Raw genomic sequence first — 26,178 nt, forward strand, 5'->3', positions numbered from 1 at the left:
GGAATACTGGATCGCCCGGTCAAGTGTGGCGACGACAGTTGTGTTTCGGACGACCTCCAAGCTAAGCCCGCAGCGTCTCCAGAAACCGCACCGGTTCGCCAGTGGACGGCGTCGTTAACTCCCCCTGCCACATCACGCGCCTGCCGCGCACGAACGTGCCGACCGGCCAGCCGGTGACGCGGACGCCGTCGTAGGGCGTCCACCCCGCCCGTGAGGCCACCCATTTGTTGGTGATCGTCTCGCTTCGCTTGAGATCGACGATGGTGAAATCGGCGTCATAGCCTGCGGCAATGCGGCCCTTGCAGGCGATGTTGAACAGACGCGCCGGGCCGGCGCTCGTCAGATCGACGAAACGCGAAAGCGACAGCCGTCCGGCATTGACGTGATCTAGCATCAGGGGCACCAGCGTCTGCACCCCAGTCATGCCCGAGGGTGACGCCGGATAGGTCTTGGCCTTCTCCTCCAGCGTATGCGGCGCGTGGTCGGAGCCGAGCACATCGACGATACCCTGCTCGATACCATACCAGATCCCCTCGCGGTGATCGGCCGAGCGCACCGGCGGGTTCATCTGGGCAAGCGTGCCGAGCCGCTCGTAGCATTCGGGCGCGGCCATCGTGAGGTGATGCGGCGTCGCCTCGCAGGATGCGACATCCTTATGGTCGCGCAGATACTCGATTTCCTGCTTGGTCGAGATGTGCAGCACGTGGATGCGCTTGCCGGTCTCCCGCGCAAGATTGACCAGCCGCTGGGTCGCCATCAGCGCCGCGGTCTCGTCGCGCCATACCGGATGGGAGCGCGGGTCACCCTCGATGCGGACCGGCTTGCGGTCGTTGAGGCGATATTCGTCCTCCGCGTGAAAGGCGGCCCGGCGGCGGATCACCTGGAATATCCTGCGCAGGCTTTCGTCGTCCTCGACCAATAGCGCGCCGGTGGACGAGCCGATGAACACCTTGACGCCGGCACAGCCTTCCGCACGCTCCAGCTCAGGCAAATGATTCACGTTGTCGCGGGTGCCGCCGATGAAGAAAGCAAAATCGCAATGCATGCGATGGCGGCCGGCCTTGATCTTGGCGGTGAACGTCTCCTCGCTCACCGTGAGCGGATTGGTGTTCGGCATTTCGAACACCGCGGTGACGCCGCCCATCACGGCGCTGCGTGAACCGGTCTCCAGGTCTTCCTTGTGCGTCAGCCCCGGCTCGCGGAAATGCACCTGCGTGTCCATCACGCCGGGCAGGATGTGCAGGCCCTTGCAGTCGATCGTCTCGTCGGCGGAGGCACATCCGAGCCCCCCGATCGCGGCGATCCGGCCATTGGAAATACCGATATCGCGGACCCCCTCGCCATCCTGATTGACCACGGTGCCGGATTTTAGAATGGTATCAAATCGTTGATTCATCGGTCCTCGACGCCCGCTTCAAGCTTTCCCACAGGCCTTGTTGGCGGCACCTTAGCGCCTTAACTTCGTATCGGATATCCACCACCTGCGTTTCCCCAGGAACTTGAAGAAATACGTCAAAAGAGGTCCGATTCAGCTTATGAAAGCAGCGTTTCTTCCTGATAGGGGCGTGGTCAAGGTCAGCGGCGAGGATGCCCGCAACTTCCTCAACGGCCTCGTTACTACAGACATCACGCTGCTCGAACCTGGCCTCGGCCGGTTCGGCGCGCTGTTGACGCCGCAGGGCAAGATCACGGCCGACTTCCTGATCACCGAAGCCCCGGCTGGCCATGGCGGCGGCTTTCTGATCGATGCGCCGCGCGCGCTGGCGCAGAACCTCGCCGACAAGCTCGGCTTCTACAAGCTGCGCGCCAAGGTAACGGTAGAGAACATCTCGGACAGCATGGGCGTGCTGGCGGCCTGGGATGGCGAGCCCGTAATGAAACCCGATCTGGCCTTCGCCGATCCCCGGCATCAGGGGCTGGGCTGGCGCATCCTCGTATCAGAAGATCTCAAACAGAAGGTCGCCGATCTGATCGGGGCCGATCTCGTCGCCAGCGAGGACTACGAGGCCCATCGCATCGCTCTCGGCGTGCCGCGCGGTGGGCTTGATTTCATGTACAGCGACGCGTTCCCGCACGAGACCAACATGGATCGCCTGCACGGCGTCGATTTCGACAAGGGCTGCTATGTCGGCCAGGAGGTGGTGTCGCGGATGCAGCATCGCGGCACCGCGCGCACGCGGATCGTGCGGGTCACGCTCGAGGACTTTTCGCCGGAGACCGGCGTTGCCGTTCTCGGCGGCGACAAGCAGGTCGGCACCATGGGATCGACCGCCGATGGCCGCGGTCTCGCGCTGGTCCGGATCGACCGCGTGGCCGATGCGCTCGATGCCGGACTTTCGTTGACAGCTGGTGGCCTTGCGATCCGGCTGACCGACCCGAACGAGGTTCGCACCCCACCGAAGCAGACCGTCGCATGAGCAAATCTGCGCGCCTGCATCCCGACGGCAAGATGCGATGCCCGTGGCCGGGTGAAGACCCGTTCTACATGGCCTATCACGACACCGAATGGGGCGTGCCGGAGTATGATGACCGCGCCCTCTATGAGAAGCTGATCCTCGACGGCTTTCAGGCCGGGCTGTCGTGGATCACGATCCTGCGCAAGCGCGACAATTTCCGCAAAGCGTTCGATGATTTCCAACCGGAAAAGATCGCGCGCTACAACGCCAAGAAAATCCATGCGCTGATGAACGACGCCGGCATCGTGCGCAACCGCGCCAAGATCGAAGGAGCCGTCAACAGCGCCAAGGCCTATCTGAAGATCATGGAAGAAGGCCCGGGCTTCTCGAAGTTCCTGTGGGACTTCGTCGACGGCAAGCCAATCGTCAACCAGTTCAAGACCACAGCGAGCGTGCCGGCCTCGACGCCGGTCTCGGTCAAGATCTCGAAGGAGCTCGGCGCGCGGGGTTTCAAGTTCGTCGGCCCGACCATTGTCTATGCCTTCATGCAGGCCACGGGCATGGTCAACGACCACCTGGTCACCTGTTTCTGTCACGAGGCCTGTAGCGGCAAACTCCGCAAGCCCCGCCTCAAGGCCAGATGACGGCGCGAAGATCGTCCCATGTCGCTACCCGTGCCTGGCAGCGAATGCTGTCGGGACGGCGGCTCGATCTGCTTGACCCCTCCCCGCTCGATATCGAGATCGCCGATATCGCCCATGGGCTGGCGCGGGTCGCGCGCTGGAACGGGCAGACCAGCGGTGCGCACATTTTCTCGGTGGCACAGCACACGCTGCTGGTCGAAACCGTGATGCGCGAGCAGATGCCGCGCGTCGACGTCGGCTTCCGCCTCGCCGCAATGCTTCACGACGCGCCGGAATACGTCATTGGCGACATGATCTCGCCGTTCAAGGCGGTGCTTGGCGGCGACTACAAGGCGGTGGAGAAGCGCCTGCTGGCGGCGATTCACATGCGCTTCGGTTTGCCGCCGATTCTCGCCGATGACGTCACCAAAGTGATCAAGGCGGCCGATCGCGGCGCTGCCTATCTCGAAGCCACCCATCTCGCCGGTTTTTCGGAAGGTGAGGCGAAGCGTCTGTTCGGCAGGGATCCCGGCCTGCCCGAGGCCACGGTGCGCGATTATCTGACGCCATGGACCGCGGCCCGCGCCGAGAAGCAATTTTTGGCCCGATTCAAGCTGCTGCTTGGTTGAACGGCCCCCGGAAACCTGCTTTCACCGCCCCACCCGCGGGCCTATAATTGCGATAAAAGCCTGCCAGGAAACCGCCTCGAAGGATCACTATGCTTCACGTCTGTTCGCTTGCCGCGTTGCCGGAGACCGTGAAGGCCACCGGCGCCAGCCACATTCTCACTGTGATGGCCAATGTCGATCAGGTACAACGCCCGGCTTCGGTGCTGGAAGCCAACCATCTGAAAGTATCGATGGACGACATCATCGAGCAGATGGATGGCTTTGTCGCACCGTGCGACGAGCATATCGAAAAGGTCCTGAACTTCGTCCGGAGCTGGGACCGCAGCGCGCCGATGGTGGTGCATTGCTATGCCGGCATCAGTCGCTCGACGGCGAGCGCCTTCGCCGCCGCCTGCGCGCTCAATCCCCACCGAGACGAGATCGAAATCGCCCGGCAAATTCGCGCCCGCTCGCCGATCGCTTCCCCTAATCGGCTGATCGTCAGCCTGGCCGACAAGGCGCTGGGACGCGAGGGACGGATGTTGCGCGCGCTGGACGAAATGGGCCCGGGCAGCATGATCGTCGAAGGCCGGCCCTTCCAGCTCGATCTGGAATAACGCGGCGTCCCCGGATGCAGCGCAGCGTTTGCACGCTGCACCGCGTGCGGGACAGGGATGCGCCAAATCACGGCCGAACCGGTTTGAACTTTTAGCGGGCAAAACTGCACTCACCGATTGCAACCAGGCTGCCGACGTGGCCGGTTAACGCTCTGACGCGCCCGTCTGGAGGCCCGATGTTCGACGACCCCTTCGTTTTCTTCACGCTTGTGATTGCGATCGTCGCCCTGATCTTTGCGCGGAAGGCCATGAATCAGGTGGCCGAATTGCGCCAGCGCCTGGAAGCGATGCAGGCGACGCCGACGGCCGCTCCGGCTATGCCGCCGCCGCTCACGCCATTCGAGGCGTTCGAGCAGAGCCTGCCGCCGGCACCGGGCGCAACCCCACCGACGCCTCTGCCGATCGCTCCTGACACGGAATCCATCGCGCCCGCTGCCAGCCCGGAGGCGGCCGAACAAGCCGCCGGCGGGGCAGCGCCGCCACCTCCGCCACAGCCCGACCGCGGCTTCGAGGAAACCGTTGGCACGCGCTGGGTGGTGTGGATCGGAGGCCTGACGCTGGCGCTCGGTGGATTCTTCATGGTGCGCTATTCGATCGAGGCCGGTCTGCTCGGCCCCGGCGTGCGCACCATTCTCGGCGGCCTGTTCGCGCTCGCTTTGCTGCTGGCAGGCGAATGGACGCGGCGCAAGGAAAGCATTTCCACGATCGACGCGCTGCCGATCGCCAATATCCCGGCCATTCTCACCGCCGCCGGAACGGCAGTGGCGTTTGCCACTATCTATGCCGCCTACGCGCTGTATGAATTCCTGGTGCCTGCGACCGCCTTCATCCTGCTCGGGCTGGTGGCGCTCGGCACGCTGGCTGCGGCGCTTTTGCATGGGCCGGCGCTCGCCGGCCTCGGCATCGTCGGCGCCTTCGTGACGCCTGTGCTGGTCTCGTCCGGCAAGCCGGACTTCTGGGCGCTCTACATCTATCTTGCGATCGTTACCGCGGCGGCCTTTGGCCTGGCGCGCGTCAGGCTCTGGCGCTGGCTCGCGGTCACCACGACCGTGTTCGCGCTGCTATGGACGTTCCCCTGCCTGCAATGCGGCCCCTCGATGGTCGGCCCGCATGCGTTCCACGTCCTCGCCGGCTTCATCCTCGCCGCGCTGCTCGTGGTGTGCGGTTTCTTGTTCGGCCCGCCCGCCGACCAGGGCGAGCTCGAGCCGATTTCGTCGGGCTCGCTGGCGGCCTATCTGCTCGGCGCGACCCTGATCGTGCTGAACAGCTTTCATGCCGACACCGCGATGATCGTGTTTGGCCTGCTGGTCGCTGGCAGCATCGCGGTCGCCTGGCGCAGCGATGCCGCGGCCGGCGCGGTTGGGGCCGCCGCAGCACTGGTCTTCATCGTATTCGCCGAATGGGCGATTCGCGCCAACCCCGATATGCTGGTGCTGCCCGGCGGTCCGCTGCAAGGCATCGGGCCGAACGCCACGGACGAATCGGTGTCGCTGCACCTGATTTCGGCGGCGATCTTCGCGGCAGGCTTTGGTGTGGCGGGATTCCTCGCGCAAGGCCGCTCAACGGGCCCGGTGATACCGGTGATCTGGTCGGCCACCGCGGTCTTCACGCCGCTGGCGCTTCTGGTCGCGCTCTATGCGCGCATCGCGCATCTCGATCGCTCGATTCCGTTTGCGATTCTCGCGGTACTGCTCGCCGCAGCCTTTGCCGCCGCGACCGAGATCCTCTCCAAGCGCGAGGACCGTCCGGGATTGCAGGCCTCGATTGCGCTGTTTGCGACCGGCACCCTTGCAGCGCTGGCATTGGCGCTGACCTTTGCGCTGGAAAAAGGCTGGCTGACGATCGCGCTGGCGCTGATGTCGATGGGCACCGCCTGGATTTCGACGCAGCGGCCGATTCCGTTCCTGCGCACGCTCGCGGCCGTCCTCGCCGGCATCGTGGTGCTGCGCATCGGCTACGAGCCGCGCATTGTCGGCCAAGCCGTCGGCACCACGCCGATCTTTAACTGGCTGTTGTGGGGATACGGCATTCCGGCAGCATCGTTCTGGGTCGGCAGCATTTTGCTGCGCCGCGGCGGCGATGACGCGCCGCTGCGGACGGTGGAATCGGCAGCGATCCTGTTCACGGTGCTGCTGGCGTTCATGGAAATCCGCCACGCCGTGAACAATGGCGACGTCTTTCGCCAGAGCGCAGGCCTCACCGAGGTCGCGCTGCAGGTCTGTGTTGCTCTCGCGATGGCGATCGGGCTGGAGCGGCTGCGCGTTCGTACCGGCAGTGTCATTCACAATGCGGGTGCGATCCTGCTCACGGCGTTTGCCGGCGTCGCGACGCTGTTCGGGCTGCTATTGCTGGAGAACCCGATGCTGCGATGGATCGATGTCGGCGGCATCGTCATCAACCTGCTGCTGCTCGGCTACGCCCTGCCCGCGGTGCTCGCGCTGTTATTGTCCTATGCCGTCGCCGGGCGCCGCCCGGTCGCTTACGCCAACACGATTGCGGCGGCAGCGCTCATTCTCGCGCTTGCCTATGTGACGTTCGAGATCAGGAGAATCTATCACGGCCCGGCGATCGCGGTCGGCCCGACCACCGGCGCCGAACAGTACACCTATTCGATCGCGTATCTCGCGTTCGGCGTGGCGCTGCTCGGCATCGGCATTGTCTTCAACTCGCAGCGCGCACGGCTGGCTTCCGCTGTGGTCATTGGCCTCACGATCCTGAAAGCCTTCCTGATCGACATGTCGACGCTGACCGGCGTCTATCGCGCGCTGTCCTTTATGTGCCTCGGCCTGGTGCTGGTGGCGATCGGCTGGCTGTACCAGCGCATCCTGTTCCGCAGGCAAGCAGCCCCGCCGGTTGCGCCGGCGGGAAGCTGATCAGGCGGCGCGGACCGACTCGAGAAATTTGGCGACCTCGACCTTGAGCCGGTTGCTGTCGCCCGATAGCAACTGCGCCGCCGAGAGCACATGCGACGAGGCCGTCTCCGTTTCGGTCGCGCCGCGCTGCACGTCTGTGATGTTGGCGGATACCATCTGGGTGCCTTGCGCCGCCTGCTGCACGTTGCGGGAGATTTCCTGGGTGGCCGTGCCCTGCTCTTCCACCGCAGCGGCGATCGCCGCGGCGATTTCCGCAAGCTTTTCGATCGTGCCGGATATCTCCTTGATAGCGGAGACGGAGTCCTCGGTCGCCGCCTGGATGCCGGTGATCTGCTGACCGATCTCCCCGGTTGCCTTCGCAGTCTGTTCGGCCAGTGCTTTCACCTCCGAGGCAACGACTGCGAAGCCACGGCCGGCCTCACCGGCGCGCGCCGCCTCGATCGTCGCGTTGAGGGCAAGCAGGTTGGTCTGGCCGGCAATGGTGTTGATCAGCTCGATCACGTCGCCGATACGGGCGGCCGCTTTCGACAACTCGCCAACGCGATCGTTGGTCTTGCCGGCCTGAGCCACCGCATCGCTCGCCATCCGCGCGGATTCCTGCACCTGCCGGCTGATCTCGTTGACCGAGCATGCCATTTCCTCGGTGGCGGATGCAACCGACTGCACGTTGGTGGAAGCTTCTTCCGAAGCTGAAGCCACGGTGGTGGCCAGCTCCTGCGCGCGCTCGGCGGTCGAGGTCAGCGTATCAGCGGAAGCCTCGAGCTCGGTCGAGGCTGACGACACGGTTTCGACGATCTCGCCGATCATGGCTTCGAAGTCCCGCGTGATCTTGTCGACACGACGGCCGCGCTCGATCTTGGCCTCGGCATCGCGGGCTGCAGCCTCGTCGGCGGCCTTCTTGGCGATCAGCGCATCCTTGAACACCTGCAAGGCGTCCGCCATGGCGCCGATTTCGGTCTTCTCGCCGCGGCGTGTCACTTCGGCGGTCAGATCGCCACCGCCGAGCGCCTGCATCGGCTTCACGATGGAGGCAATTCCGCGCGAGAGGTCGCGGACGAGATAGATTCCCACGCCGACACCGCAGATGACGACGGCGGCGACAATGCCCAACACGACCCAGAGCGCAAAATTATAGCCGTCCGCGGCCTGCCGGGTCGCGGCATCCGCGCCCCTGTTGTTGAGATCGATAGACTTTTCCAGATATGAATCGGATTCGGCGGCGATGACCGCAACCTTCTTGGAAATTGCCTCGCTTGCCTCATGCGGAATGCGCCCGATGCTCTGGCGCGACAATTCGATCACTTCCTGCACGCCGGTCATGTATCTGTCCCAGGCACGCGTCCAGTTCTCGTAGATCGAGCGCTCTTCGGCAGTGGAGATCATCGGCTCGTAAGCCTTGCGATCTTTCGCGATCCGCTCGAGGATGCCTGCGAGCCGCTTGTCGTTGGCGGCCTTCGCCTCCAGTGTTTCCGCCATGACATGAGCACGGAGCGCTATCCGGAACAGGTTGATATCCGCGCGCAGTTCGCCAAGTACCCGGACGCTCGGCAGCCAGTTCGAGGCAATTTCCACCGTGTGGGCGTTGATCACCTGCATGCTGCGGACCGCCAGCAAGCCCATGCCGGACATCGCGATCAGCATGAATGCAATCACGGCGATGACCTTGGCGCGAATGGATAAAGCGGACATGGCGGGCCCCTTGGCTTGCTACGGGATAAGGATTGGCGCCGCTAAATCTGAGGAACTGCCGTCAATCTTCGATGCGCCGGGAATATTCGGCAACGGTACGCATCAGCTTCCAAACGATAGTTAATTTGCAGGTCCGTAAAATTACCCAGGCACGGGCATAGGCAGGTGAAGCGTTAACCTACTGACTCGGCGACAAGACGAATCCTGAAAACCGGCTTCTTGGCTTCGTCCAAGAGCTCCATCTGCCATTCGGTGTTCTGTTTCAGGCTGCGCGAAAGGCTGCCGAGGAGATTGCCGCAGACCTTTGTCATCTCGGCCCAGGCAGCCTCGCGGCTTTCAAATTCGGATCCCTGGTCGGACGCGCCCGCGTAGCGGCCGTGACTGATCCGGAAAAAATACAGCGGCATGATTGATCTCGTTTATCGGGCCGCCTCCCGGCCTTCCCTGCCGGTCCCCACTTGGAACGAGATTCGCTACCAGGACATGAATGCGCCAGCCCGTATGACTACGGGTTTGGCGTTCGCTGACAGGGGATGGCGGCTATGGCGCCGGCCGCGCTGTCGGACCGGCGGGGCGCCCAGTCTATGTCGGGTGGCAGCCTGCTTACCCGTTCAGACTTAGATGCCGTTTCCGCGATCAATCGGTCGAGCGGCGCAGCTCCGGGGCGCCCTCGGCCTTCGGTTCGGACTTGACCGGCTCAACCTTCGGCTCGGACTTCACCGGCTCGAGCTTGGCGCTTTCGACCGCAGGCGTCTCGACACGCGCCGTCACCTCGGCACGCGCATCAGCCGCCCCACGCGACTCTTCCTTGCGATGAAGCGATCGAGGCCGCGCCACGGAGCGCGCCATCAACATCTGCGAGGCACCCTGGTGACGGAAATCGCAATAGGCGAAGCCCATGCCCGACACCGAGCCGCGGAACGAGCGATCGTCGCGCTTGTCGAGATTGAAGCACGGCTCGAAGGGAAGACCCTTGATCGAGGCGCAAACGGCCTGGCCGCGAATTTGCAGCGTGTTGCCGGGCAGGCGCACATGGCGGATCGGGCCGGAGCCACTGAACTGGACAGAACCGGCTGCACCGAGATCATCGAGAATGCGGCCGGCGCCACGGGTGCCATCGAAACAGGTAAAGGCAAAAACCTTGCCGCTGACAAACCTGCGTGCCTCATCGGCGCTCATCATCCCGGCCATCGCAGGAACGATCGTTGCGACTGCCGTGACGGCCCCCAGAACCAAACGCGCAAGCATGCAGCTACTCCAACTTAACAAGAGCGCGGGCGCCCGCCTTGGCTTGAGCATGAGACCGGGACCCCAATGTACCGGACCATGCTGCAGGCCTTTACCCGCTGCTTACCATACCAACCGTGGCAACATTGGAGCAGGTTGGTTGGTAAAGTCTGAACGGCGTTAGACAATTTTTACCACGATTCGACCCCGCACCTGGCCAGCAAGGATCTTCGGGCCCGTTCCAACAACCTGATCGAGCGTGATTTCCTGAGTGATATCAGCAAGTTTCCGCCTGTCCAAGTCGCTGGCGAGCCGGCTCCAGGCAAGCTGGCGCCGGGGCAGCGGGCACATCACGGAATCGATGCCCAGAAGGCACACTCCGCGTAAAATGAACGGGGCGACCGAAGACGGCAGGTCCATGCCCGCGGCGAGGCCGCAGGCGGCGATGGCGCCGCCATACTTCGTCATCGACAGCAGATTGGCCAGCGTGGTCGATCCGACGCTGTCGACGCCGCCCGCCCAGCGCTCCTTCGCCAGCGGCTTGGCGGCGCCCGTGAGCTCGGCACGGTCGATGACCTCGGCGGCGCCGAGCCCCTTGAGATAATCGGCCTCCGACATCCGCCCGGTGGACGCGATGACCTGGTAGCCGAGTTTGGAAAGCACGGCGGTGGCGACCGAGCCGACGCCGCCGGCTGCGCCGGTCACCACGACGGGACCGCTCGCAGGCGTCAGGCCATGCTGCTCCAGCGCCAGCACCGACAGCATCGCAGTGTAGCCGGCGGTGCCGATCGCCATCGCTTCACGGGTCGACATTCCATCGGGCAAGCGCACCAGCCAGTCGCCCTTGACGCGCGCTTTTTCGGCATAGGCACCGAGATGCGTCTCACCCATGCCCCAGCCGTTGCAGACGACCTTATCGCCGACCTTCCAGTCCGGATGCGAGGATTGCGCGACGGTGCCAGCGAAATCGATGCCGGCAATCATCGGGAAGCGACGCACCACCGGGGCCTTGCCGGTGACGGCGAGACCATCCTTGTAGTTCAGCGTCGACCACTCGACCGCCACCGTAACGTCGCCCTCCATCAGCTCGGCTTCGTCGAACTGCGTCAGCGCGGCGGTGGTGCCCTTGTCCGCTTTGTCGATCCTGATGGCCTTGAACGTTCCCACGGCAAAACTCCCGGACTGTTCTATATCGGGGAGTGTTTACCGCATCAGGCGGGTTGTGCAACCGTCCGCGCGACCGGCCGTTCGACGATCGGCAGATTGATCAGCGCCGACAGCACGCCAAACAGGATCGAGAGCCACCAGATCGGCGTGTAGGAGCCGAACTGTTCGAACACGATACCGCCGAGCCAGACACCGAGGAAGCCGCCGACCTGATGGCTGACGAAGGCAAAGCCATAGAGCGTGGCGAACCATCGCGTGCCGAACATCAGCGCCACCAGCGCCGAGGTTGGCGGCACCGTCGAAAGCCAGGTCAGGCCGGTCGCGGCGCCGAATACGATCGCCGAGAAGGTGGTGATCGGAAACGAGATGAACGCCATGATCGATAGCGCGCGGGCGAAATAGATCAGCGACAGGATGTAGCGCTTCGGAAACTTGTTCTGCAGCCAACCGACGCCGAGCGAGCCGATGATGTTGAAGAGGCCGATGGCCGCAACCACCCAGCCGCCGGTCTGCGACGAGACGCCCCGATCGGCCAGATAGGCCGGCAGATGCACGGTGATAAAGGCAAGCTGGAAGCCGCAGGTGAAGAAGCCGAGCACCAGCAGGACATAGGAGCGATGCCCGAACGCTTCCGCAAGCGCGGTCTTGAATGATTGTTCGTCCGCGGCAGGGACGGCGGACGGTGTGGCCGACGGCGTCGCGATCGCAAGCGACAGCGGCACGATCAGAAGCATGAGAAGCGCAAACACTGTCAGCGCAGCCTGCCAGCCGAAATTGTCGATCATCGCAACGCCGAACGGCGCGAATAGGAACTGGCCGAACGAGCCGGCCGCGGTGCCGAAGCCGAGCGCAAGGCCGCGCCGCTCGGGCGGCAAGAGCTTGCTGAATGCGGACAGCACCAGGTTGAACGAACAGCCCGAAAGACCGAAGCCGATCAGGACGCCGGCGCCGAGATTGAGCGACAACGGCACCGTGGAATAACGCATCAAGAGCAGACCGCCGGCATAGAGCAGCGCACCGACGATCATTACCCGCAGGATGCCGAAGCGATCGGCGATGGCGCCGGCAATCGGCTGGCCCAGGCCCCACAGCAGGTTCTGCAGCGCCACCGCAAGGCCGAATACGTCGCGTCCCCAGGCGAACTCGCGGCTCATCGGCTGGACGAAAAAGCCGAGACTTGAGCGCGGTCCGAAACTCAACAAGGCGATCAGGCAGCCGCAGATCATGATCACCAGCGGGGTCCGCCAGGTGGCAAGTCCGGAGGCAAGTCCTGAAGATGGCCGAAGGTCGCCGTTCGCTACAACCATTTGTTTCCCTCGACAGTCCGCGCCCGGCAAGCCAGGCAAAAGGTTACGGTGAGTTAATGCAGTTGCATGAAATCCCCAAGGGGCGAACAAGAAAAATTTTCCGCTGCAGGGCAGATCTGCAAAATTGGCGAGGACAATGAGAGCAATCTCGGAGGCATGGCACCCTTGCGCGCAAGCCTCGGCGGAGGCAATCGAGCGCAACAAACTCCGCTGTCATCGGCCGGCTTGACCGGGCAACCCAGTACGCCGCGGCCTATCGGATGGATCTCAGCCTTCCGGGCGCACTGGATCCCCGCCTTCGCGGGGATGACGAGTTGTGGCGGGATGACGTGCGCACGCACTCTCCGCCGTCGTCCCTGCGAACGCAATGCGTTCGCGGGGACGACGGAGAGAGCTTACCGCTTCGCGCTCGCCTGCTCGGCCGAGCTTTGCGCGGCTTCCGCCAGCTTGGCGGAGATCGCCGCGGTCTCGGCGGCCGTGCCCCAGCTCGGCGCATCGCTGCCGTTGCCCCAGGCGCGCGGCCGGTAGAAGGTGTGTACGCCGGTCCTGTACGTCTTCTTCATTTCGTGGACCCAGGACGGGCGCACCCAATAGGCGTGGTAGTGCGTCGACTTGTCGACTTCCGGCAGCCAGAGCTGGCCCTCGAGCATCGCCTTGGCGATCTTCTTCGCCCGCTCCCACATGTCGGGCTCGCGGATCACATCCTTGTTGTTGTCGCAGGCGAAGGTGAACTGGCACGCCAGGTGGCGGTGCTTGTTCTGATAGACCACGCCGCACACCGTCTCAGGATATTTGCCGGAGAAGGCGCGGTTCAACACCACCTGTGCCACCGCGATCTGGCCCCGCACCGCCTCGCCACGGGCTTCGAAATAGACGGCTTCGGCGAGACATTTCTCCGATCTGGCGCGCGACTTCTCGTCAAACAGGCCGAGACGTTCGGCCGGCGTCTTGGCGCGCTGATTGTCGGCATTGACCTCGCCTTTCGGCGCGACGCTCTCGCCCATGTCACCGGCGCGCACCGGACCATCGGCATCGACCGGCAGCGAGGCCATCACCTTCATGTCGGGATCGGCAACTGCGCCAGGCATGACGATAACGGGCTCTTCGCCGGGCTGCCAGCGCTCGATGTTTTCGGGCGAGCCGAGCGACGAGCCGAAGAACAGGCTCGATGTCTTGAACGAGAAACCATCGCGCGATTGCGCGGACGTGGACGCATTCGGCGTGACCTTGACGTCATGCTTCGGTCTGCTTTCGAGCGACAGCGACATATCGAGCGGCGGCGCGCTCAGCGCGGCCTGCAGCTCGGGATCGAGCGGCGCCGTCTCGGCGGTCTTGGCGCCCCTCACCAATGCATTTGAATTCGCCGGATCCTCGACCGCTGGAGCGCGCTCCGCAGGGACGGTGGTTTCCGCCGGCACAGGCGGCTTCACGACCAGACGATCGCCCTTCAGCGTACGATCGACCTTGGGAAATTCGGCGGCATGATAACGCGGCGGCGGAGCTGCGAGCGGATTGCGCGTCACTGATCCTGTGACGTCGATGCCTTGATTGTCGAGGCGGGCGAGCCGGTAGGTTGCGGTTTGCGGCGAGGACGTACCGATCGGCCGGCCAAAGGAGAATGTCGCGACCTGGATGGCGGTGCCGGCGGACGAGAACACCCGCTTCTGCCAACGCTCGGCGACGCCGGGCTGGCGGGCCAGCAGCGAGGCGATATCCTGATATCCGATCTCGGTCGGCATCAATGCGAAGATGCAGAGACCGAAGCCGAAGAGCGCGAACCGCGCGCCCTTCGGCTGGTTACGCAACACAAACATTGTACGCTCACGCAACGCTTACACGATCGAACGTCAGTACATCCGTGCAATTCGATCTTTTTTGTTGGTATCGAATTTAGGTTGCCGGGGAGTTAATCGGCGTGGCGCGTGTGTTACACGCAACACATCGCGTGCTTTTCGTCGAATCCGTCAAAAGTGTTGGTAAACAGGCGCGCGACGAAAGTGGTAAACATCCCCTCAACGAGGATGGTGAAGAGAACATTACGCGTGCGAACATGGGAACTCATGTTCCCTCCGCGTCATTGCGAGCGAAGCGAAGCAATCCATCGTGCGGCATAACGGACAGATGGATTGCTTCGTCGCTTGCGCTCCTCGCAATGACGACTCTCACGTAGGCAGCAAACGAAAATGCCCGGGACAAAGCCCGGGCATCACGTCTAGTCGGTTATCGTATCGAAATTCTACGCCTGGCTCTCGATCTTCTTGCCGAGCGCGGCCTGCGCCGCGGCGAGGCGGGCAATCGGCACGCGATAGGGTGAGCAGGAGACGTAGTCGAGACCGATCTCGTGGCAGAACGCCACCGAAGCCGGATCGCCGCCATGCTCACCGCAAATGCCGACCTTGAGGCTGGGCCGCGTCTTGCGACCGCGGGCGACGCCGATCTTCACGAGCTCACCGACGCCATCGCGATCGACCGAGATAAACGGATCGATCTCCAGGATGCCCTTGCTGACATAGGTGCCGAGGAAGCTTGCGGCGTCGTCGCGGCTGATGCCGTAGGTGGTCTGGGTCAGGTCGTTGGTGCCGAAGGAGAAGAACTCCGCGGTCTGGGCGACGTCGCCGGCCATCAGGCACGCGCGCGGAAGCTCAATCATAGTACCAACTTGATAGGCCAGCTTCTTGCCGGTCTCCTTCATCACCGACTGAGCGGTGGCGTCGATCCGCGCCTTGACCAGATCGAATTCGGCCTTGGTCGCAATCAACGGCACCATCACCTCGAGACCGACGGCCCTGCCGGTGCGCTTCTCGGCTTCAACTGCCGCTTCGAAGATCGCGCGCGCCTGCATCTCGGCGATCTCCGGATAGGCAATCGCAAGACGGCAGCCGCGGAAGCCTAGCATCGGATTGAACTCGGCGAGATCACGGGCGCGATCGGCGAGCTTGCGCGGATCGGTGTTCATCGCACGCGCGACTTCCTCGATCTCGTGTTGGGTGTGCGGCAGGAACTCGTGCAGCGGCGGATCGAGCAGGCGGATCGTGACGGGCAGGCCCTTCATGATCTCGAACAGCTCGACAAAGTCGGCGCGCTGCATCGGCAACAGTTTTGACAATGCCGCGCGGCGCGACTGCTCGTCTTCGGAAAGAATCATCTCGCGCACGGTGCGGATGCGGGTCTCCTCAAAGAACATGTGCTCGGTGCGGCACAGGCCGATGCCCTCGGCGCCGAACTTGACCGCCGTGCGCGCATCATCGGGCGTGTCGCCGTTGACGCGGACGCCAAGCTTGCGGACGGCGTCGGCCCAGCCCATCAGGGTGCCGAATTCTCCTGACAGTTTCGGCTCGATCATCGGCATCTTGCCGGCCAGCACCTGCCCGAGTGAACCATCGATGGTGATGACGTCGCCGGTCTTGAAGGTACGGGAGCCGACACTCATGGTGCCGCGGCCGTAATCGACGCGAATGGCGCCGCAGCCGGAGACGCAGGGCTTGCCCATGCCGCGCGCGACCACCGCGGCATGCGAGGTCATGCCGCCGCGGGTGGTGAGAATGCCCTCTGCGGCGTGCATGCCGTGAATGTCTTCCGGACTGGTCTCGATGCGCACCAGAATGACGCTGCGGCCGTCGGCCTGAAGTTTGGCGGCTTCGTCGGACGAGAACACGATCTCGCCGGATGCCGCGCCGGGCGAGGCCGGCAGGCCAGTGGCAATCACGTCGCGCTTGGCAGCGGGATCGATGGTCGGGTGCAGCAACTGATCCAGCGAAGCCGGATCGATCCGCATCACTGCATCCTTCTTCGAGATCAGGCCTTCGTTGGCGAGCTCGACCGCGATACGCAGCGCCGCCTTTGCGGTGCGCTTGCCGCCGCGGGTCTGCAGCATCCACAACTTGCCCTGCTCGACCGTGAATTCCATGTCCTGCATGTCGCGGTAGTGCTTTTCGAGCATCGTGTAGATGCGCGTCAGCTCCTTGAACGCCTCCGGCATCGCCGTTTCCATTGACGGCTTGTCAGAGCCGGATTCCTGGCGCGCGGCTTCGGTGATGTCCTGCGGCGTGCGAATGCCCGCCACCACGTCCTCGCCCTGCGCGTTGATCAGGAATTCGCCGTAGAGCTTGCTCTCGCCGGTCGAAGGATTGCGCGTGAAGGCAACACCAGTGGCCGAGGTCTCGCCCATATTGCCGAACACCATGGCCTGCACGTTGACGGCAGTGCCCCAGGATTCCGGAATATCGTGCAGCCTGCGGTAGGTCACCGCGCGCGCGTTCATCCAGGATGAAAACACCGCGCCGATTGCGCCCCACAATTGCTCGTGCGGATCCTGCGGGAAATCCTTGCCGGTCTCGCGCGCCACCGCTTCCTTGTACTTGCCGACCAGGTCGACCCAGTCGTCGCCGGAGAGATCGGTGTCGAGCGTGTAGCCCTGGCTGTCCTTGAAGGTGTCGAGGATGTCCTCGAAGTGATGATGCTCGAAGCCGAGCACCACGTCCGAATACATCGTGATGAAGCGGCGATAGCTGTCATAGGCGAAGCGCCGGTCGCCGGAGAGTTCGGCAAGCGCCTCGACCGTTTTGTCGTTGAGGCCGAGATTGAGCACGGTGTCCATCATGCCCGGCATCGAGGCGCGGCCGCCGGAGCGGACCGACACCAGCAGCGGATTCTTGGAATCGCCGAACGCCTTGCCGGTCAGCTTGCCGACATACTCGAGCGCCTTCTCGACCTGCGGCTTCAGCGCCGGCGGATAGGATTTGTCGTGCGCATAGAAATAGGTGCAGACCGAGGTCGGAATGGTGAAGCCCGGAGGCACCGGCAGGCCGAGATTGGCCATTTCGGCGAGATTGGCACCCTTGCCGCCGAGCAGGTCGCGCAGCCCCGCTTTGCCCTCGGCCTTGCCGTCGCCAAAGGTATAGACCCACTTGCCGGATTTTACCGCCTCTGCGGCGGGCCTGGTAACCGCGGGCTTCTTGGCAGGCTTGGCCTTGTTGGCAGGCGCGGCCTTGGCAATCGGCTTGGCCGGCGCCTTCGTCAGCGCCTTGCGTGCGGAAGGAGCGGCAGCGGATTTTCGCGCCGATGGCTTTGATTTCGCTGCAGATTTCACTGCAGCCTTCTTGGACTTCGCGACGGCTTTGGCCATGGATTCCAGCTATCCGAAAAAGGGGAGAAAGATGCGCGCCTTACACCATTTTGAGGGGTTCCGCGCAAGCCGCGAAACCCCGCTTTCCTGCGCTAAAACCGGAACATCTTGAGCACGCCGAGACCGACCAGGCCTACGAAAATCAGGTAGATGGCTACGATATAATTCAGCAGCCGCGGCATGATCAAAATGAAGATACCCGCAACAAGAGCGACGATCGCAGGCACGTGCGCGGCGGTGATGGTCATTGAAGTCTCCGGCTGATGGGGGAATCGAATCGAGGGGAGCAACTTAACCGCTGGCGCGGTTTCCGGAATAGCAAGACGCTTACGGCTTCAATGGGTTCCAGCCTCCGCAACAATTCCCCAGAAATGCCTTGGATGAGGCCGCAGTTTTCCGGAACAATGCCGCACGCGATGAATTGGCCCGCATTGTGTGCGCCGGTGCAAAGCCGGCGCTGCTTCTCGCGAAGGAGTTGATCATGCGGAACAGACTGCTTGCCATTGCGGCGATTGCCGGCGCGGTGGCTGCCCCGATCGCGGCACAGGCGCAGACCACAATCACCACCGGTACAGTCGGCGGTAATACGGTTGTGATCGGTGAACATGAAGGGATCGCGGCCGACGTGCGTCCGGCCTTCCGCGAATATATCGTGCGCGAACGCGTGCCGAACTACACGATTCCCGAACGCGTGGTCGTCGGCGGGGTATTGCCGGAGACCGGTGTAACCTACTACGACGTGCCGCAAACGTTCGGCGTGACGCCGTATCGTTACACCGTCGTGAACGGCCAGACGATACTGGTTGAACCGCGTTCGCGTCGCATCGTTCAGGTGGTCGATTGACCTCAGTAGCCTGAACGATTAGTCCGGGCGCCGCGCAAGCGGATGTGCGCGAGATACGACCGGACTCAAACCCCGCCCGGCGTCCCCTCCGGGTGGGGTTTTGTTTTGCCGGTAAACAATCGTGTCCGGCACGCGGTGCCGTAGGATGGGCAAAGCGAAGCGTGCCCACCATTCAAAGCAACGTTTTGGAGAGATGGTGGGCACGGCGCAAGCGTGTCTTGGCCACCCTACTCGCGAATTTCCAATCCCGGCTTCTTCACCACGAGGCGATGAATCTTCTTGCCCGATGAGGCGCTGACGACCTCTTCGTCGAGCAACACGGCCGCGGATTTCAGCTCCGCCAGCACGACGGCCGGGTCGAACGCGGCATAAAGCCGTCCCTGCGCATCGCGCTGGTCGGCGCCCTCGGTGACGCGCCAACTCAGATAGAGAATGCCGCTGGGCTTGACAACGTCGAGCAGACGGCGAACCGACGCCGCAATCTCATCGTGGTCGAGATGCATGATCACGGTTTCACAGAGCACGTTGTCGAACGTACCGATGCCGTTCAGATCGGGCAACTCGGCACGCGCGAACTTGATCGAGGGATATCGCCGGCGCGCTTCGTTGAGCAGGCCTTCCGAGGCGTCGAAACCCACGGCCGAAAAGCCATGGGCATGAAGCCAGGCGGTCTCGCGGCCGCAGCCGCAACCGATATCGGCGGAATTGCCGCCACGCACGAAAAACCGCTCGACGATCTCCTGCAAGTCGACGGGAGCTGGCTGACCGAGCCAGTCCTGCGCGAACGCCGCCGCATGATCATCGTAAGCGGCGAGCGTCTGTCGATCCATGATTAGCCTTCGATCTTCGAAAAGTCCGCCACCGCGCGGGTCGCCGCGCGGATTTCATTCAGAAGTTTTAGTCGATTCTCGCGCACCTTGGGTTCATCGTCATTGACCTTGACCTTGTCAAAGAACGCGTCGACTGCCGGACGCAGCTTGGCCATCACACTCATCGCGGCGGCGAAGTCTTCCTTCTGCACCGCGGCGGAGGCCTCGCTCTTGACCTCGTCGATCGCCTTGGCGAGCGCTTTCTCCTCGGGCAGATTGTAGAGCCCCGCATCCGCCGCACCGTCGAACGTGCGCTTGTCCCGCTTCTCCTCGATCGAGAGGATGTTACTCGCACGCTTGGTCCCTGCAAGCAGGTTCTTGCCGTCGTCGCTGTCGAGGAACTTGCCGAGCGCCTCGACCCGGCGGACGACCAACAGGAGATCGTCCTGGCCGCCGAGCGAAAACACCGCGTCGACGAGATCGTGCCGCGCGCCCTGGTCGCGAAGCTGAACTTTTAAGCGGTCGGCGAAGAAGGAGAGGAGATCATCCGGAAGCTTTTGAGCGTCGCCTTTTTTCGGCAGACCAACCATGGCCGACTTCGCCGCATTCAAGATCGGCAGGCGGAGCGTGTTGTCAACGATCAGCCTGATGACACCGAGCGCTGCGCGACGCAGCGCGTACGGATCCTTGCTGCCCGTCGGCTTTTCATCGATCGCCCAAAATCCAGCCAGTGTATCAAGTTTGTCGGCCAGCGCGACCGCTACGCTCACCGGATCGGACGGCACGCGATCCGCCGGCCCTTGCGGCTTGTAGTGCTCTTCGCTTGCAGCGGCGACGACGTCGTCTTCACCCTGCGCCTGCGCGTAATACTTCCCCATCAGGCCCTGCAGCTCCGGGAATTCGCCGACGACTTCGGTCAACAGATCAGCCTTTGCCAGATGCGCGGCGCGCTTTGCCTTCTCCTCATCGGCGCCGACCAGCGGCGCGATCTCCGCCGCCAGCCGCTCGATACGCTTGATCCGCTCGGCCTGCGTGCCGAGCTTCTCGTGGAAAACAATCTGGTCGAACTTCGGCAGCCGGCTCTCGAGCTTGGTCTTCAGGTCCGTCTCGTAGAAGAATTTCGCATCGCTCAGCCGCGCGCGGATCACGCGCTCGTTGCCTGATACGATCACCTTGCCGCCGTCAGCGGCGTCGATGTTGGCGGTGAGGATGAACTTGTTGGCGAGCTTGCCCGTCTTGGGATCGCGCACCACAAAGCATTTCTGGTTATTGCGGATGGTGGCGCGGATCACTTCGTCCGGGATCGACAAGAATTCCGCATCGAACGATCCCATCAGCGCGACCGGCCATTCGACGAGGCCGGCGACCTCGTCCAGGAGCCCCTGGTCCTCGACCAGCTCAAAACCTTGCGCGAACGCCAGTTGCTGGGCGTCGCTGAGGATGGCGTCCTTGCGCGCCTGCGGATCGAGCACGACTTTGGCGGCCTTCAGCTTGGCCTCGTAGTCCTCGAAGCGGCGCACGGAGATCGCCGCGGGCGCCATGAAGCGGTGGCCAAACGTGGTTTGTCCGGCCTCGATGCCGTCGACCGTGAATTTCACCACGTCAGGCTCCTCGGTCTCCAGGCCGAAGGTCGCGATGATCGAATGCAGCGGGCGCACCCAGGAGAGCGAGCCCGATTTGGCCGATCGTGCGCCCCAGCGCATCGATTTCGGCCACGGGAAGGTTCTGATGATGACCGGCAGGATTTCAGCAAGCACGTCGATGGTGGCGCGGCCCGGCTTTTCGATCAGCGCGATGTAGAAATCGCCCTTCTTCGGATCGGTCTGGATCTTGGCGTCTTCGATCCGTGCAAGGCCGGTCGCTTTCAAAAACCCCTGGATCGCGGCATCAGGGCCGCCGACGCGCGGGCCGCGCCGCTCTTCCTTCAGGTCGGATTGCCGCGTGGGAATGCCGTGCACGGTAAGCGCCAGCCGGCGCGGCGTCGCGAAGGCTTTCGCACCTTCATAAACCAGGCCCTCGGCAACCAGCTTGTCAGTGACCATGCGGCGCAGGTCGTCCGCCGCCTTCGCCTGCATGCGGGCGGGGATCTCTTCGGAGAACAGTTCGAGGAGAAGATCAGGCATCAGGCCGCCCTGCCCGTTTCGGTGTGAATCCAGGCTTCGCCGCAGGCTTTCGCCAGCTCGCGCACGCGCATGATGTAGCTCTGCCGCTCCGTCACCGAGATCACGCCGCGGGCATCCAGCAGGTTGAAGACGTGGCTCGCCTTGATGCACTGGTCGTAGGCCGGCAGCGCCATCAGATGTTCCTTCTGGTTGCCACCCTCTCGCCAGCCGGCGGCGAGATATTTCCGGCAAGCCTCTTCCGCCATCCTGAACTGCTCGAACAGCATCGCGGTATCTGCGTGCTCGAAATTGTGCCGGGAATATTCCTGCTCAGCCTGCAGGAAGACGTCGCCATAGGTGACCTTCTCGGCTCCCTCGCGGCCGTTGAAGTTGAGATCGTAGACGCGGTCGACGCCCTGCACATACATTGCAAGGCGCTCGAGCCCGTAGGTGAGCTCGCCGGAGACGGGTGAGCATTCGACGCCCGCGACCTGCTGGAAATAGGTGAACTGGCTGACTTCCATGCCGTCGCACCAGCACTCCCAGCCAAGGCCCCACGCGCCGAGCGTCGGGCTTTCCCAATCGTCCTCGACGAAGCGGATGTCATGGACGCTGGAATCGATGCCGATCGCAGCGAGCGACTTCAGGTACAAATCCTGAAGGTTCGACGGTGATGGCTTCATGATCACCTGAAACTGATAGTAGTGCTGCAATCGGTTGGGGTTCTCGCCGTAACGGCCGTCCTTCGGCCGGCGCGAGGGCTGCACATAGGCGGCGTTCCAGCGCTTCGGCCCCAGCGCACGCAAGGTGGTGGCGGGATGAAAGGTGCCGGCCCCCATTTCCATGTCGTAAGGCTGCAGGATCACGCAGCCCTGCTCCGCCCAGAACCGCTGGAGAGCAAGGATGAAGCCCTGGAACGAACGTTCCGGGCGCATATGGGCAGGCAAAGCGTCCATCGGCAGAATCGGTCTCGCGAAGGGGGGTTTAAGCGCGCGGGACCGTATCGACGTAGGGACGGGGAATCAAGGCGATGGGCCCCTATGTTCCTCATGGTGAGGAGCGCGGCAGCGCCGCGCGTCTCCGGACGATGCTTCGCATCGCCGGGAGAACCATGAGCCCCCGATCATGCGGCCATCCTTCGAGACGCGGGCTTGCGCCCGCTCCTCAAGATGAGGGCCGGAGGCTAGCCCGGTCGGTAAGCCCCGGTGACCGGGTCGCGTCGCAATGTCGGAATATCGGCCGTCCGGGTGGACTCGGCGACGCGTGCCAGACGCGCCTCTTCCAGTTCCCGGTTGATGCGGACGGCGGTCTTGTAGGCCCATCGGACCACGGCAAGCCCACCCAGGGCACCCGCGAATGCGATCAGCGGCGGCATCGGTCGATCCTTGTCGTTCACGTGTCAGCCCCCAATGGCTGGCATTCTCGCCCAAGCCGGCCTGCGCCGCAATTGCGCTTTTGGGACTAAATGGCGCGGGCCATTCCGCTCTCAAAACCCGAATTTGGCCCAAATCGCCCTCGTCTCAAGGGCGGAAATCAGTTCATCCGGCCATGCCCCGATTCCGTCGAATGCGGCCAGCGAGCCCGCCCCCGGCGACCTCCGACCCAGGAGCCCGGACAGCAGCCCGGTTGACGGCGCGATGACCGGCGTCAGCACCTTCTCGCCAAAGCGCTCGCGCAGCGTCGAGCGAAGATCGCCGATCTTGTCGGCAAGGCCGAGCGACACCGACCGCTCGCCCGCCCAATATTCGCCCGTGAACAGGACGTCATCGGCACCCTTCAGCCGCGCGCCGCGGCTGCCCTTGACTAGCGCAATAAAGATGGCGTGGATCTCGCGCTGAAGCGCCTTGAGGCGCGCCACGTCATCGGGGTCCTCGGGCAGGAATGGATCGAGCATCGCCTTGTGGTCGCCCGCCGTATAGAGCCGCCGCTCGACGCCGATCCGCTTGATCAAGTCCTGAAAGCCGAAACTGCCGCCGATCACGCCGATCGAGCCCAGGATCGAGGACGGATCGCAAAATATCTCGTCGCCGGCGCAGGCGATCATGTAGCCGCCGGATGCCGCGACGTCCTCGACGAACACCAGCACCGGCAGCTTCTTTTCAGCGGCAAGCTGCCTGATCCGCAAATAGATCTGCCGCGATTGCACCGGCGAGCCGCCAGGCGAATTGATCACCAGCGCCACCGCCTTGGCATGCCGGGTGGCAAAGGCGCGTTCCAGTGTCCTGGCGGTGCCCGCCAGTGTCAGACCCGGCCGCAGCGGCGTCACCGCGCCGATGACTCCCGACAGGCGTACGACCGGGACGACAGGAATGTCGCGGCGGAATTTCGCCGGAATGAGTTGTTTCACCCAGTCAATGAGGCTCGGCAATCCCTTGCGATCACTTAATTGTTCACTCATGCCGTTACCTCGAATTAACCATTTTTTATCGCACCAGTGTCATTGCATAGGCCGAAACGCCCCTTTTGGGCCGGGAACGCCTTTTGCATTGCAGATCTTAAAGCTGCAATGGCGCAGCGGAGACTGACATGAAAATCTACCTGCTGATAATGCTCATCGGCAGCCTTCTGGCCGCGATTCACTTTACATCGGCGCCCAAACAACAGTCAGAGACGCTTCCGTAATAGCGTCCTGGTCCAGAATTTGGCGTTCGAGCCATTTTTACGGGTTCGCGAGCGGCAAGCTCCCCTTCCCTGACAGAACCTCCTGCATCCTTTCATTGGGAACGCCCTGCTCGTCATTGAGCATCAGGGCGGGATGGATTTGCGTCGGCGCGCGACCCCCCTTGGTGGCGCGAACCAGGATGCGATTGGCGGGTCCCCGGGCGTCGCCGTGAACCGGCAGCACCTGCAGGCTCCCGAAACCGTGATCTAGCGCGGAGAGCACCTCGGCAATTCCATCGGCGCGCCAGATCAGCGTCAGAACTCCCCTTGATTTGAGAATGCGGCGCGCCGCATGAATCCATTTCAGAAGGGTCGTTGCGGTGGCCATATGCGCGGTCCCGCGCGCCACATCCGGCGAGGCGCGATGCCGCGCCGGATCGTTGAAGGGCGGATTCATCAGCACCGCATCGACGCTGTCGGGCTTAAGTCCGGCGGCGGCAAAGGCTGTGGCATCCGCTTCGACGTCGAGCACAATCACTTCGGCTTGAATCGCATTCGCCTCCGCATTGACCCGCGCAAGGCCAGCCAGCGCTGCATCCATTTCAACCAGAACGAGATCAACACTGGTCACGCGCCTGGCAACCGCTAGCCCCGCAGCCCCGACGCCCGCGCCGAGATCGGCCACTCGGTCCCCGGCACGGGCCGCGGTCGCGGCCGCCAGCAGCACCGCATCGTGACCGGCGCGATGTCCTGATTTCAGTTGCTTCAGACGCAATTGCCCGCCGAGAAAGGCGTCCTCAGTGAGCTCGAGAACGGGGTCAGTCATCGGGGCGCAATTCATGAGCCAGGCCCGCCTCGGCCAGCAACTGGCGGGCCGCGCGGTTGTCGTCCTCATGCACCAGAATACGCCGCGGCAGGATGCCGAGCGATCCCTCGATGACGCTCATGTTCTGATCCAGCACCAGATGGTGGATATTGGCGCCGTCGAGCAGTGCGCCGATTGCGGACACCAGCACGATATCGTTGGTCCTGACCAATTCCCGCAACTGATGCTCTCCTTTTTGCCCCGTGCGACGTCGGCGCGGGGTCTGTCAACCGCTACGTGCCCTTGCCGCGATTGCCGGCACTTTCTATTGTAGAATAAGGATAGTGCGAATTGGCCAAAATTGGAGACCCGCGTGGCGGTTATTGTACCCTTCGAAAGCCCGTCGAACGCCTCGATAGATGCGCTGGTCGGGCTCGTTGCCGCCGATATGGAGCGGGTCAATGCCACGATCCTGTCGCGGACAGGGTCGGAAGTCACGATGATTCCGGAAGTGGCCAACCACCTGATCTCGTCCGGGGGAAAACGTCTGCGGCCGATGCTGACGCTGGCAATGGCCCAGCTCTCCAATTACTCCGGCGACGGCCATATCAAGCTCGCCGCCGCGGTCGAGTTTATGCACACCGCGACGCTGTTGCATGACGACGTAGTCGACGAGAGCGAATTGCGTCGCGGCAAGCTGTCGGCGCGGATGCTGTGGGGCAACGAGGCGAGCGTCCTGGTCGGCGACTTCCTGCTCGGCCAGGCCTTTCGCATGATGGTCGAGGTCGGCTCGCTGCGGGCGCTGGACATTCTCTCTTCCGCCGCGGCCACCATCGCCGAGGGCGAAGTGATGCAGCTTGCGGCCGCCAAGAACACCGCGACCACCGAGGACGAATACCTCGCGGTGATCAGAGGCAAGACCGCCGAACTGTTCGCCGCCGCCTGCGAGGTCGGACCCGTGATCGCCAACCGGCCTAAGGCCGAACAGACCGCCTGCCGATCGGTCGGCATGAATCTCGGCATCGCGTTCCAGCTCGTCGACGATGTGCTGGACTATGGCGGCAAGGCCGCGAAGCTCGGCAAGAACATCGGCGACGATTTCCGCGAGGGCAAGATCACGCTGCCGGTAGTGCTGGCCTTCCGCCGCGGCAATGACGGCGAGCGCAAGTTCTGGATCAAGGCGCTGGAGCGCGGCGAGATCGGCGACAGCGACCTCGACCATGCGATCGGCCTGATGACCAAGCACCGCGCGCTGGAAGACACAATCAGCCGCGCCCAGCATTACGGCGCAATGGCCGTCGACGCGCTGGCGCTGTTCCCGGCCTCGCCGATGAAGACCGCACTCGAACAGGTCGTGGCGTTCTGTCTGGCGAGGTCGCATTGAG

At 63.4% G+C, this 26,178-nt stretch carries 23 protein-coding genes; 7 read left to right on the forward strand and 16 right to left on the reverse strand.

Annotated features, from left to right (window positions below; genetic code table 11):
* Nucleotides 1-61: 61 nt before the first annotated feature.
* Complete coding sequence (locus HCN50_RS04265) at nucleotides 62-1,396, reverse strand: dihydroorotase (RefSeq protein WP_171708333.1); 1,335 nt, start codon at nucleotides 1,394-1,396, stop codon at nucleotides 62-64.
* Nucleotides 1,397-1,535: 139 nt separating this feature from the next.
* Here HCN50_RS04265 and ygfZ point away from each other — a divergent pair, with 139 nt between their 5' ends.
* The 5 genes from ygfZ to HCN50_RS04290 all read left to right on the forward strand — a co-directional run bounded on the left by ygfZ (nucleotide 1,536) and on the right by HCN50_RS04290 (nucleotide 7,117).
* Entirely contained in the window at nucleotides 1,536-2,417 is an 882-nt protein-coding gene (ygfZ, locus tag HCN50_RS04270) for a CAF17-like 4Fe-4S cluster assembly/insertion protein YgfZ (protein WP_171708334.1), read from the forward strand.
* Complete coding sequence (locus tag HCN50_RS04275) at nucleotides 2,414-3,040, forward strand: DNA-3-methyladenine glycosylase I (protein ID WP_171708335.1); 627 nt, start codon at nucleotides 2,414-2,416, stop codon at nucleotides 3,038-3,040. The genes ygfZ and HCN50_RS04275 overlap by 4 nt, the downstream gene beginning before the upstream one ends.
* Nucleotides 3,037-3,648 (forward strand): YfbR-like 5'-deoxynucleotidase, encoded by a 612-nt coding sequence (locus HCN50_RS04280; RefSeq protein ID WP_171708336.1) that lies wholly within the window; start codon nucleotides 3,037-3,039, stop codon nucleotides 3,646-3,648. Before HCN50_RS04275 ends, HCN50_RS04280 begins: the two co-directional genes overlap by 4 nt.
* Nucleotides 3,649-3,737: 89 nt before the next feature.
* Entirely contained in the window at nucleotides 3,738-4,244 is a 507-nt protein-coding gene (locus HCN50_RS04285) for a tyrosine phosphatase family protein (RefSeq protein WP_171708337.1), read from the forward strand.
* A gap of 176 nt (nucleotides 4,245-4,420) precedes the next feature.
* Entirely contained in the window at nucleotides 4,421-7,117 is a 2,697-nt protein-coding gene (locus tag HCN50_RS04290; protein ID WP_171708338.1) for a DUF2339 domain-containing protein, read from the forward strand.
* Here HCN50_RS04290 and HCN50_RS04295 read toward each other — a convergent pair whose 3' ends face one another.
* From HCN50_RS04295 to HCN50_RS04330, 8 genes are all read right to left on the reverse strand, one after another.
* Nucleotides 7,118-8,806: a methyl-accepting chemotaxis protein gene (locus tag HCN50_RS04295; protein WP_171708339.1), complete on the reverse strand. Its 1,689-nt coding sequence runs from the start codon at nucleotides 8,804-8,806 to the stop codon at nucleotides 7,118-7,120.
* A gap of 173 nt (nucleotides 8,807-8,979) precedes the next feature.
* Complete coding sequence (locus HCN50_RS04300) at nucleotides 8,980-9,213, reverse strand: DUF6894 family protein (RefSeq protein ID WP_171708340.1); 234 nt, start codon at nucleotides 9,211-9,213, stop codon at nucleotides 8,980-8,982.
* Nucleotides 9,214-9,442: 229 nt separating this feature from the next.
* The gene (locus tag HCN50_RS04305) at nucleotides 9,443-10,054 is read right to left on the reverse strand and encodes a hypothetical protein (RefSeq protein WP_171708341.1); all 612 of its coding nucleotides are present in this window, start codon (nucleotides 10,052-10,054) and stop codon (nucleotides 9,443-9,445) included.
* Nucleotides 10,055-10,213: 159 nt separating this feature from the next.
* Entirely contained in the window at nucleotides 10,214-11,200 is a 987-nt protein-coding gene (gene acuI / locus HCN50_RS04310) for an acrylyl-CoA reductase (NADPH) (protein WP_171708342.1), read from the reverse strand.
* Between the two features lie 44 nt (nucleotides 11,201-11,244).
* Complete coding sequence (locus tag HCN50_RS04315) at nucleotides 11,245-12,507, reverse strand: MFS transporter (protein ID WP_171708343.1); 1,263 nt, start codon at nucleotides 12,505-12,507, stop codon at nucleotides 11,245-11,247.
* A 395-nt stretch (nucleotides 12,508-12,902) separates the two neighbouring features.
* Nucleotides 12,903-14,321, reverse strand: a complete 1,419-nt coding sequence (locus HCN50_RS04320; protein WP_171708344.1) for a cell wall hydrolase — start codon at nucleotides 14,319-14,321, stop codon at nucleotides 12,903-12,905.
* Nucleotides 14,322-14,743: 422 nt separating this feature from the next.
* On the reverse strand, nucleotides 14,744-17,632 hold the full coding sequence (ppdK, locus tag HCN50_RS04325; protein ID WP_171708345.1) for a pyruvate, phosphate dikinase: 2,889 nt from the start codon (nucleotides 17,630-17,632) through the stop codon (nucleotides 14,744-14,746).
* Nucleotides 17,633-17,724: 92 nt separating this feature from the next.
* Nucleotides 17,725-17,880: a DUF3096 domain-containing protein gene (locus HCN50_RS04330; protein ID WP_171708346.1), complete on the reverse strand. Its 156-nt coding sequence runs from the start codon at nucleotides 17,878-17,880 to the stop codon at nucleotides 17,725-17,727.
* Nucleotides 17,881-18,113: 233 nt separating this feature from the next.
* Between HCN50_RS04330 and HCN50_RS04335 the strand changes: the two genes are divergently transcribed.
* Nucleotides 18,114-18,476: a DUF1236 domain-containing protein gene (locus HCN50_RS04335; protein WP_171708347.1), complete on the forward strand. Its 363-nt coding sequence runs from the start codon at nucleotides 18,114-18,116 to the stop codon at nucleotides 18,474-18,476.
* 227 nt (nucleotides 18,477-18,703) lie between these two features.
* Here HCN50_RS04335 and HCN50_RS04340 read toward each other — a convergent pair whose 3' ends face one another.
* The 7 genes from HCN50_RS04340 to HCN50_RS04370 form a co-directional block, all read right to left on the reverse strand.
* Nucleotides 18,704-19,306 (reverse strand): class I SAM-dependent methyltransferase, encoded by a 603-nt coding sequence (locus HCN50_RS04340; RefSeq protein ID WP_171708348.1) that lies wholly within the window; start codon nucleotides 19,304-19,306, stop codon nucleotides 18,704-18,706.
* Nucleotides 19,307-19,308: 2 nt separating this feature from the next.
* Nucleotides 19,309-21,408 (reverse strand): glycine--tRNA ligase subunit beta, encoded by a 2,100-nt coding sequence (gene glyS / locus HCN50_RS04345; RefSeq protein WP_171708349.1) that lies wholly within the window; start codon nucleotides 21,406-21,408, stop codon nucleotides 19,309-19,311.
* A complete protein-coding gene (locus HCN50_RS04350; RefSeq protein WP_171708350.1) occupies nucleotides 21,408-22,343 on the reverse strand; it encodes a glycine--tRNA ligase subunit alpha in 936 nt (311 codons plus the stop codon). Before HCN50_RS04350 ends, glyS begins: the two co-directional genes overlap by 1 nt.
* A 227-nt stretch (nucleotides 22,344-22,570) precedes the next feature.
* Entirely contained in the window at nucleotides 22,571-22,762 is a 192-nt protein-coding gene (locus HCN50_RS04355) for a hypothetical protein (RefSeq protein ID WP_171708446.1), read from the reverse strand.
* A 111-nt stretch (nucleotides 22,763-22,873) separates the two neighbouring features.
* A complete protein-coding gene (locus HCN50_RS04360) occupies nucleotides 22,874-23,785 on the reverse strand; it encodes a S49 family peptidase (RefSeq protein ID WP_171708351.1) in 912 nt (303 codons plus the stop codon).
* Between the two features lie 261 nt (nucleotides 23,786-24,046).
* Nucleotides 24,047-24,814, reverse strand: a complete 768-nt coding sequence (locus HCN50_RS04365) for a tRNA1(Val) (adenine(37)-N6)-methyltransferase (protein WP_171708352.1) — start codon at nucleotides 24,812-24,814, stop codon at nucleotides 24,047-24,049.
* Complete coding sequence (locus HCN50_RS04370; protein ID WP_065744676.1) at nucleotides 24,807-25,034, reverse strand: putative signal transducing protein; 228 nt, start codon at nucleotides 25,032-25,034, stop codon at nucleotides 24,807-24,809. The genes HCN50_RS04365 and HCN50_RS04370 overlap by 8 nt, the downstream gene beginning before the upstream one ends.
* A 132-nt stretch (nucleotides 25,035-25,166) precedes the next feature.
* Between HCN50_RS04370 and HCN50_RS04375 the strand changes: the two genes are divergently transcribed.
* On the forward strand, nucleotides 25,167-26,177 hold the full coding sequence (locus HCN50_RS04375; protein WP_171708353.1) for a polyprenyl synthetase family protein: 1,011 nt from the start codon (nucleotides 25,167-25,169) through the stop codon (nucleotides 26,175-26,177).
* Nucleotide 26,178 lies beyond the last annotated feature (1 nt).

This window comes from Bradyrhizobium archetypum (assembly GCF_013114835.1).
Classification (GTDB): Bacteria; Pseudomonadota; Alphaproteobacteria; order Rhizobiales; family Xanthobacteraceae; genus Bradyrhizobium; species Bradyrhizobium archetypum.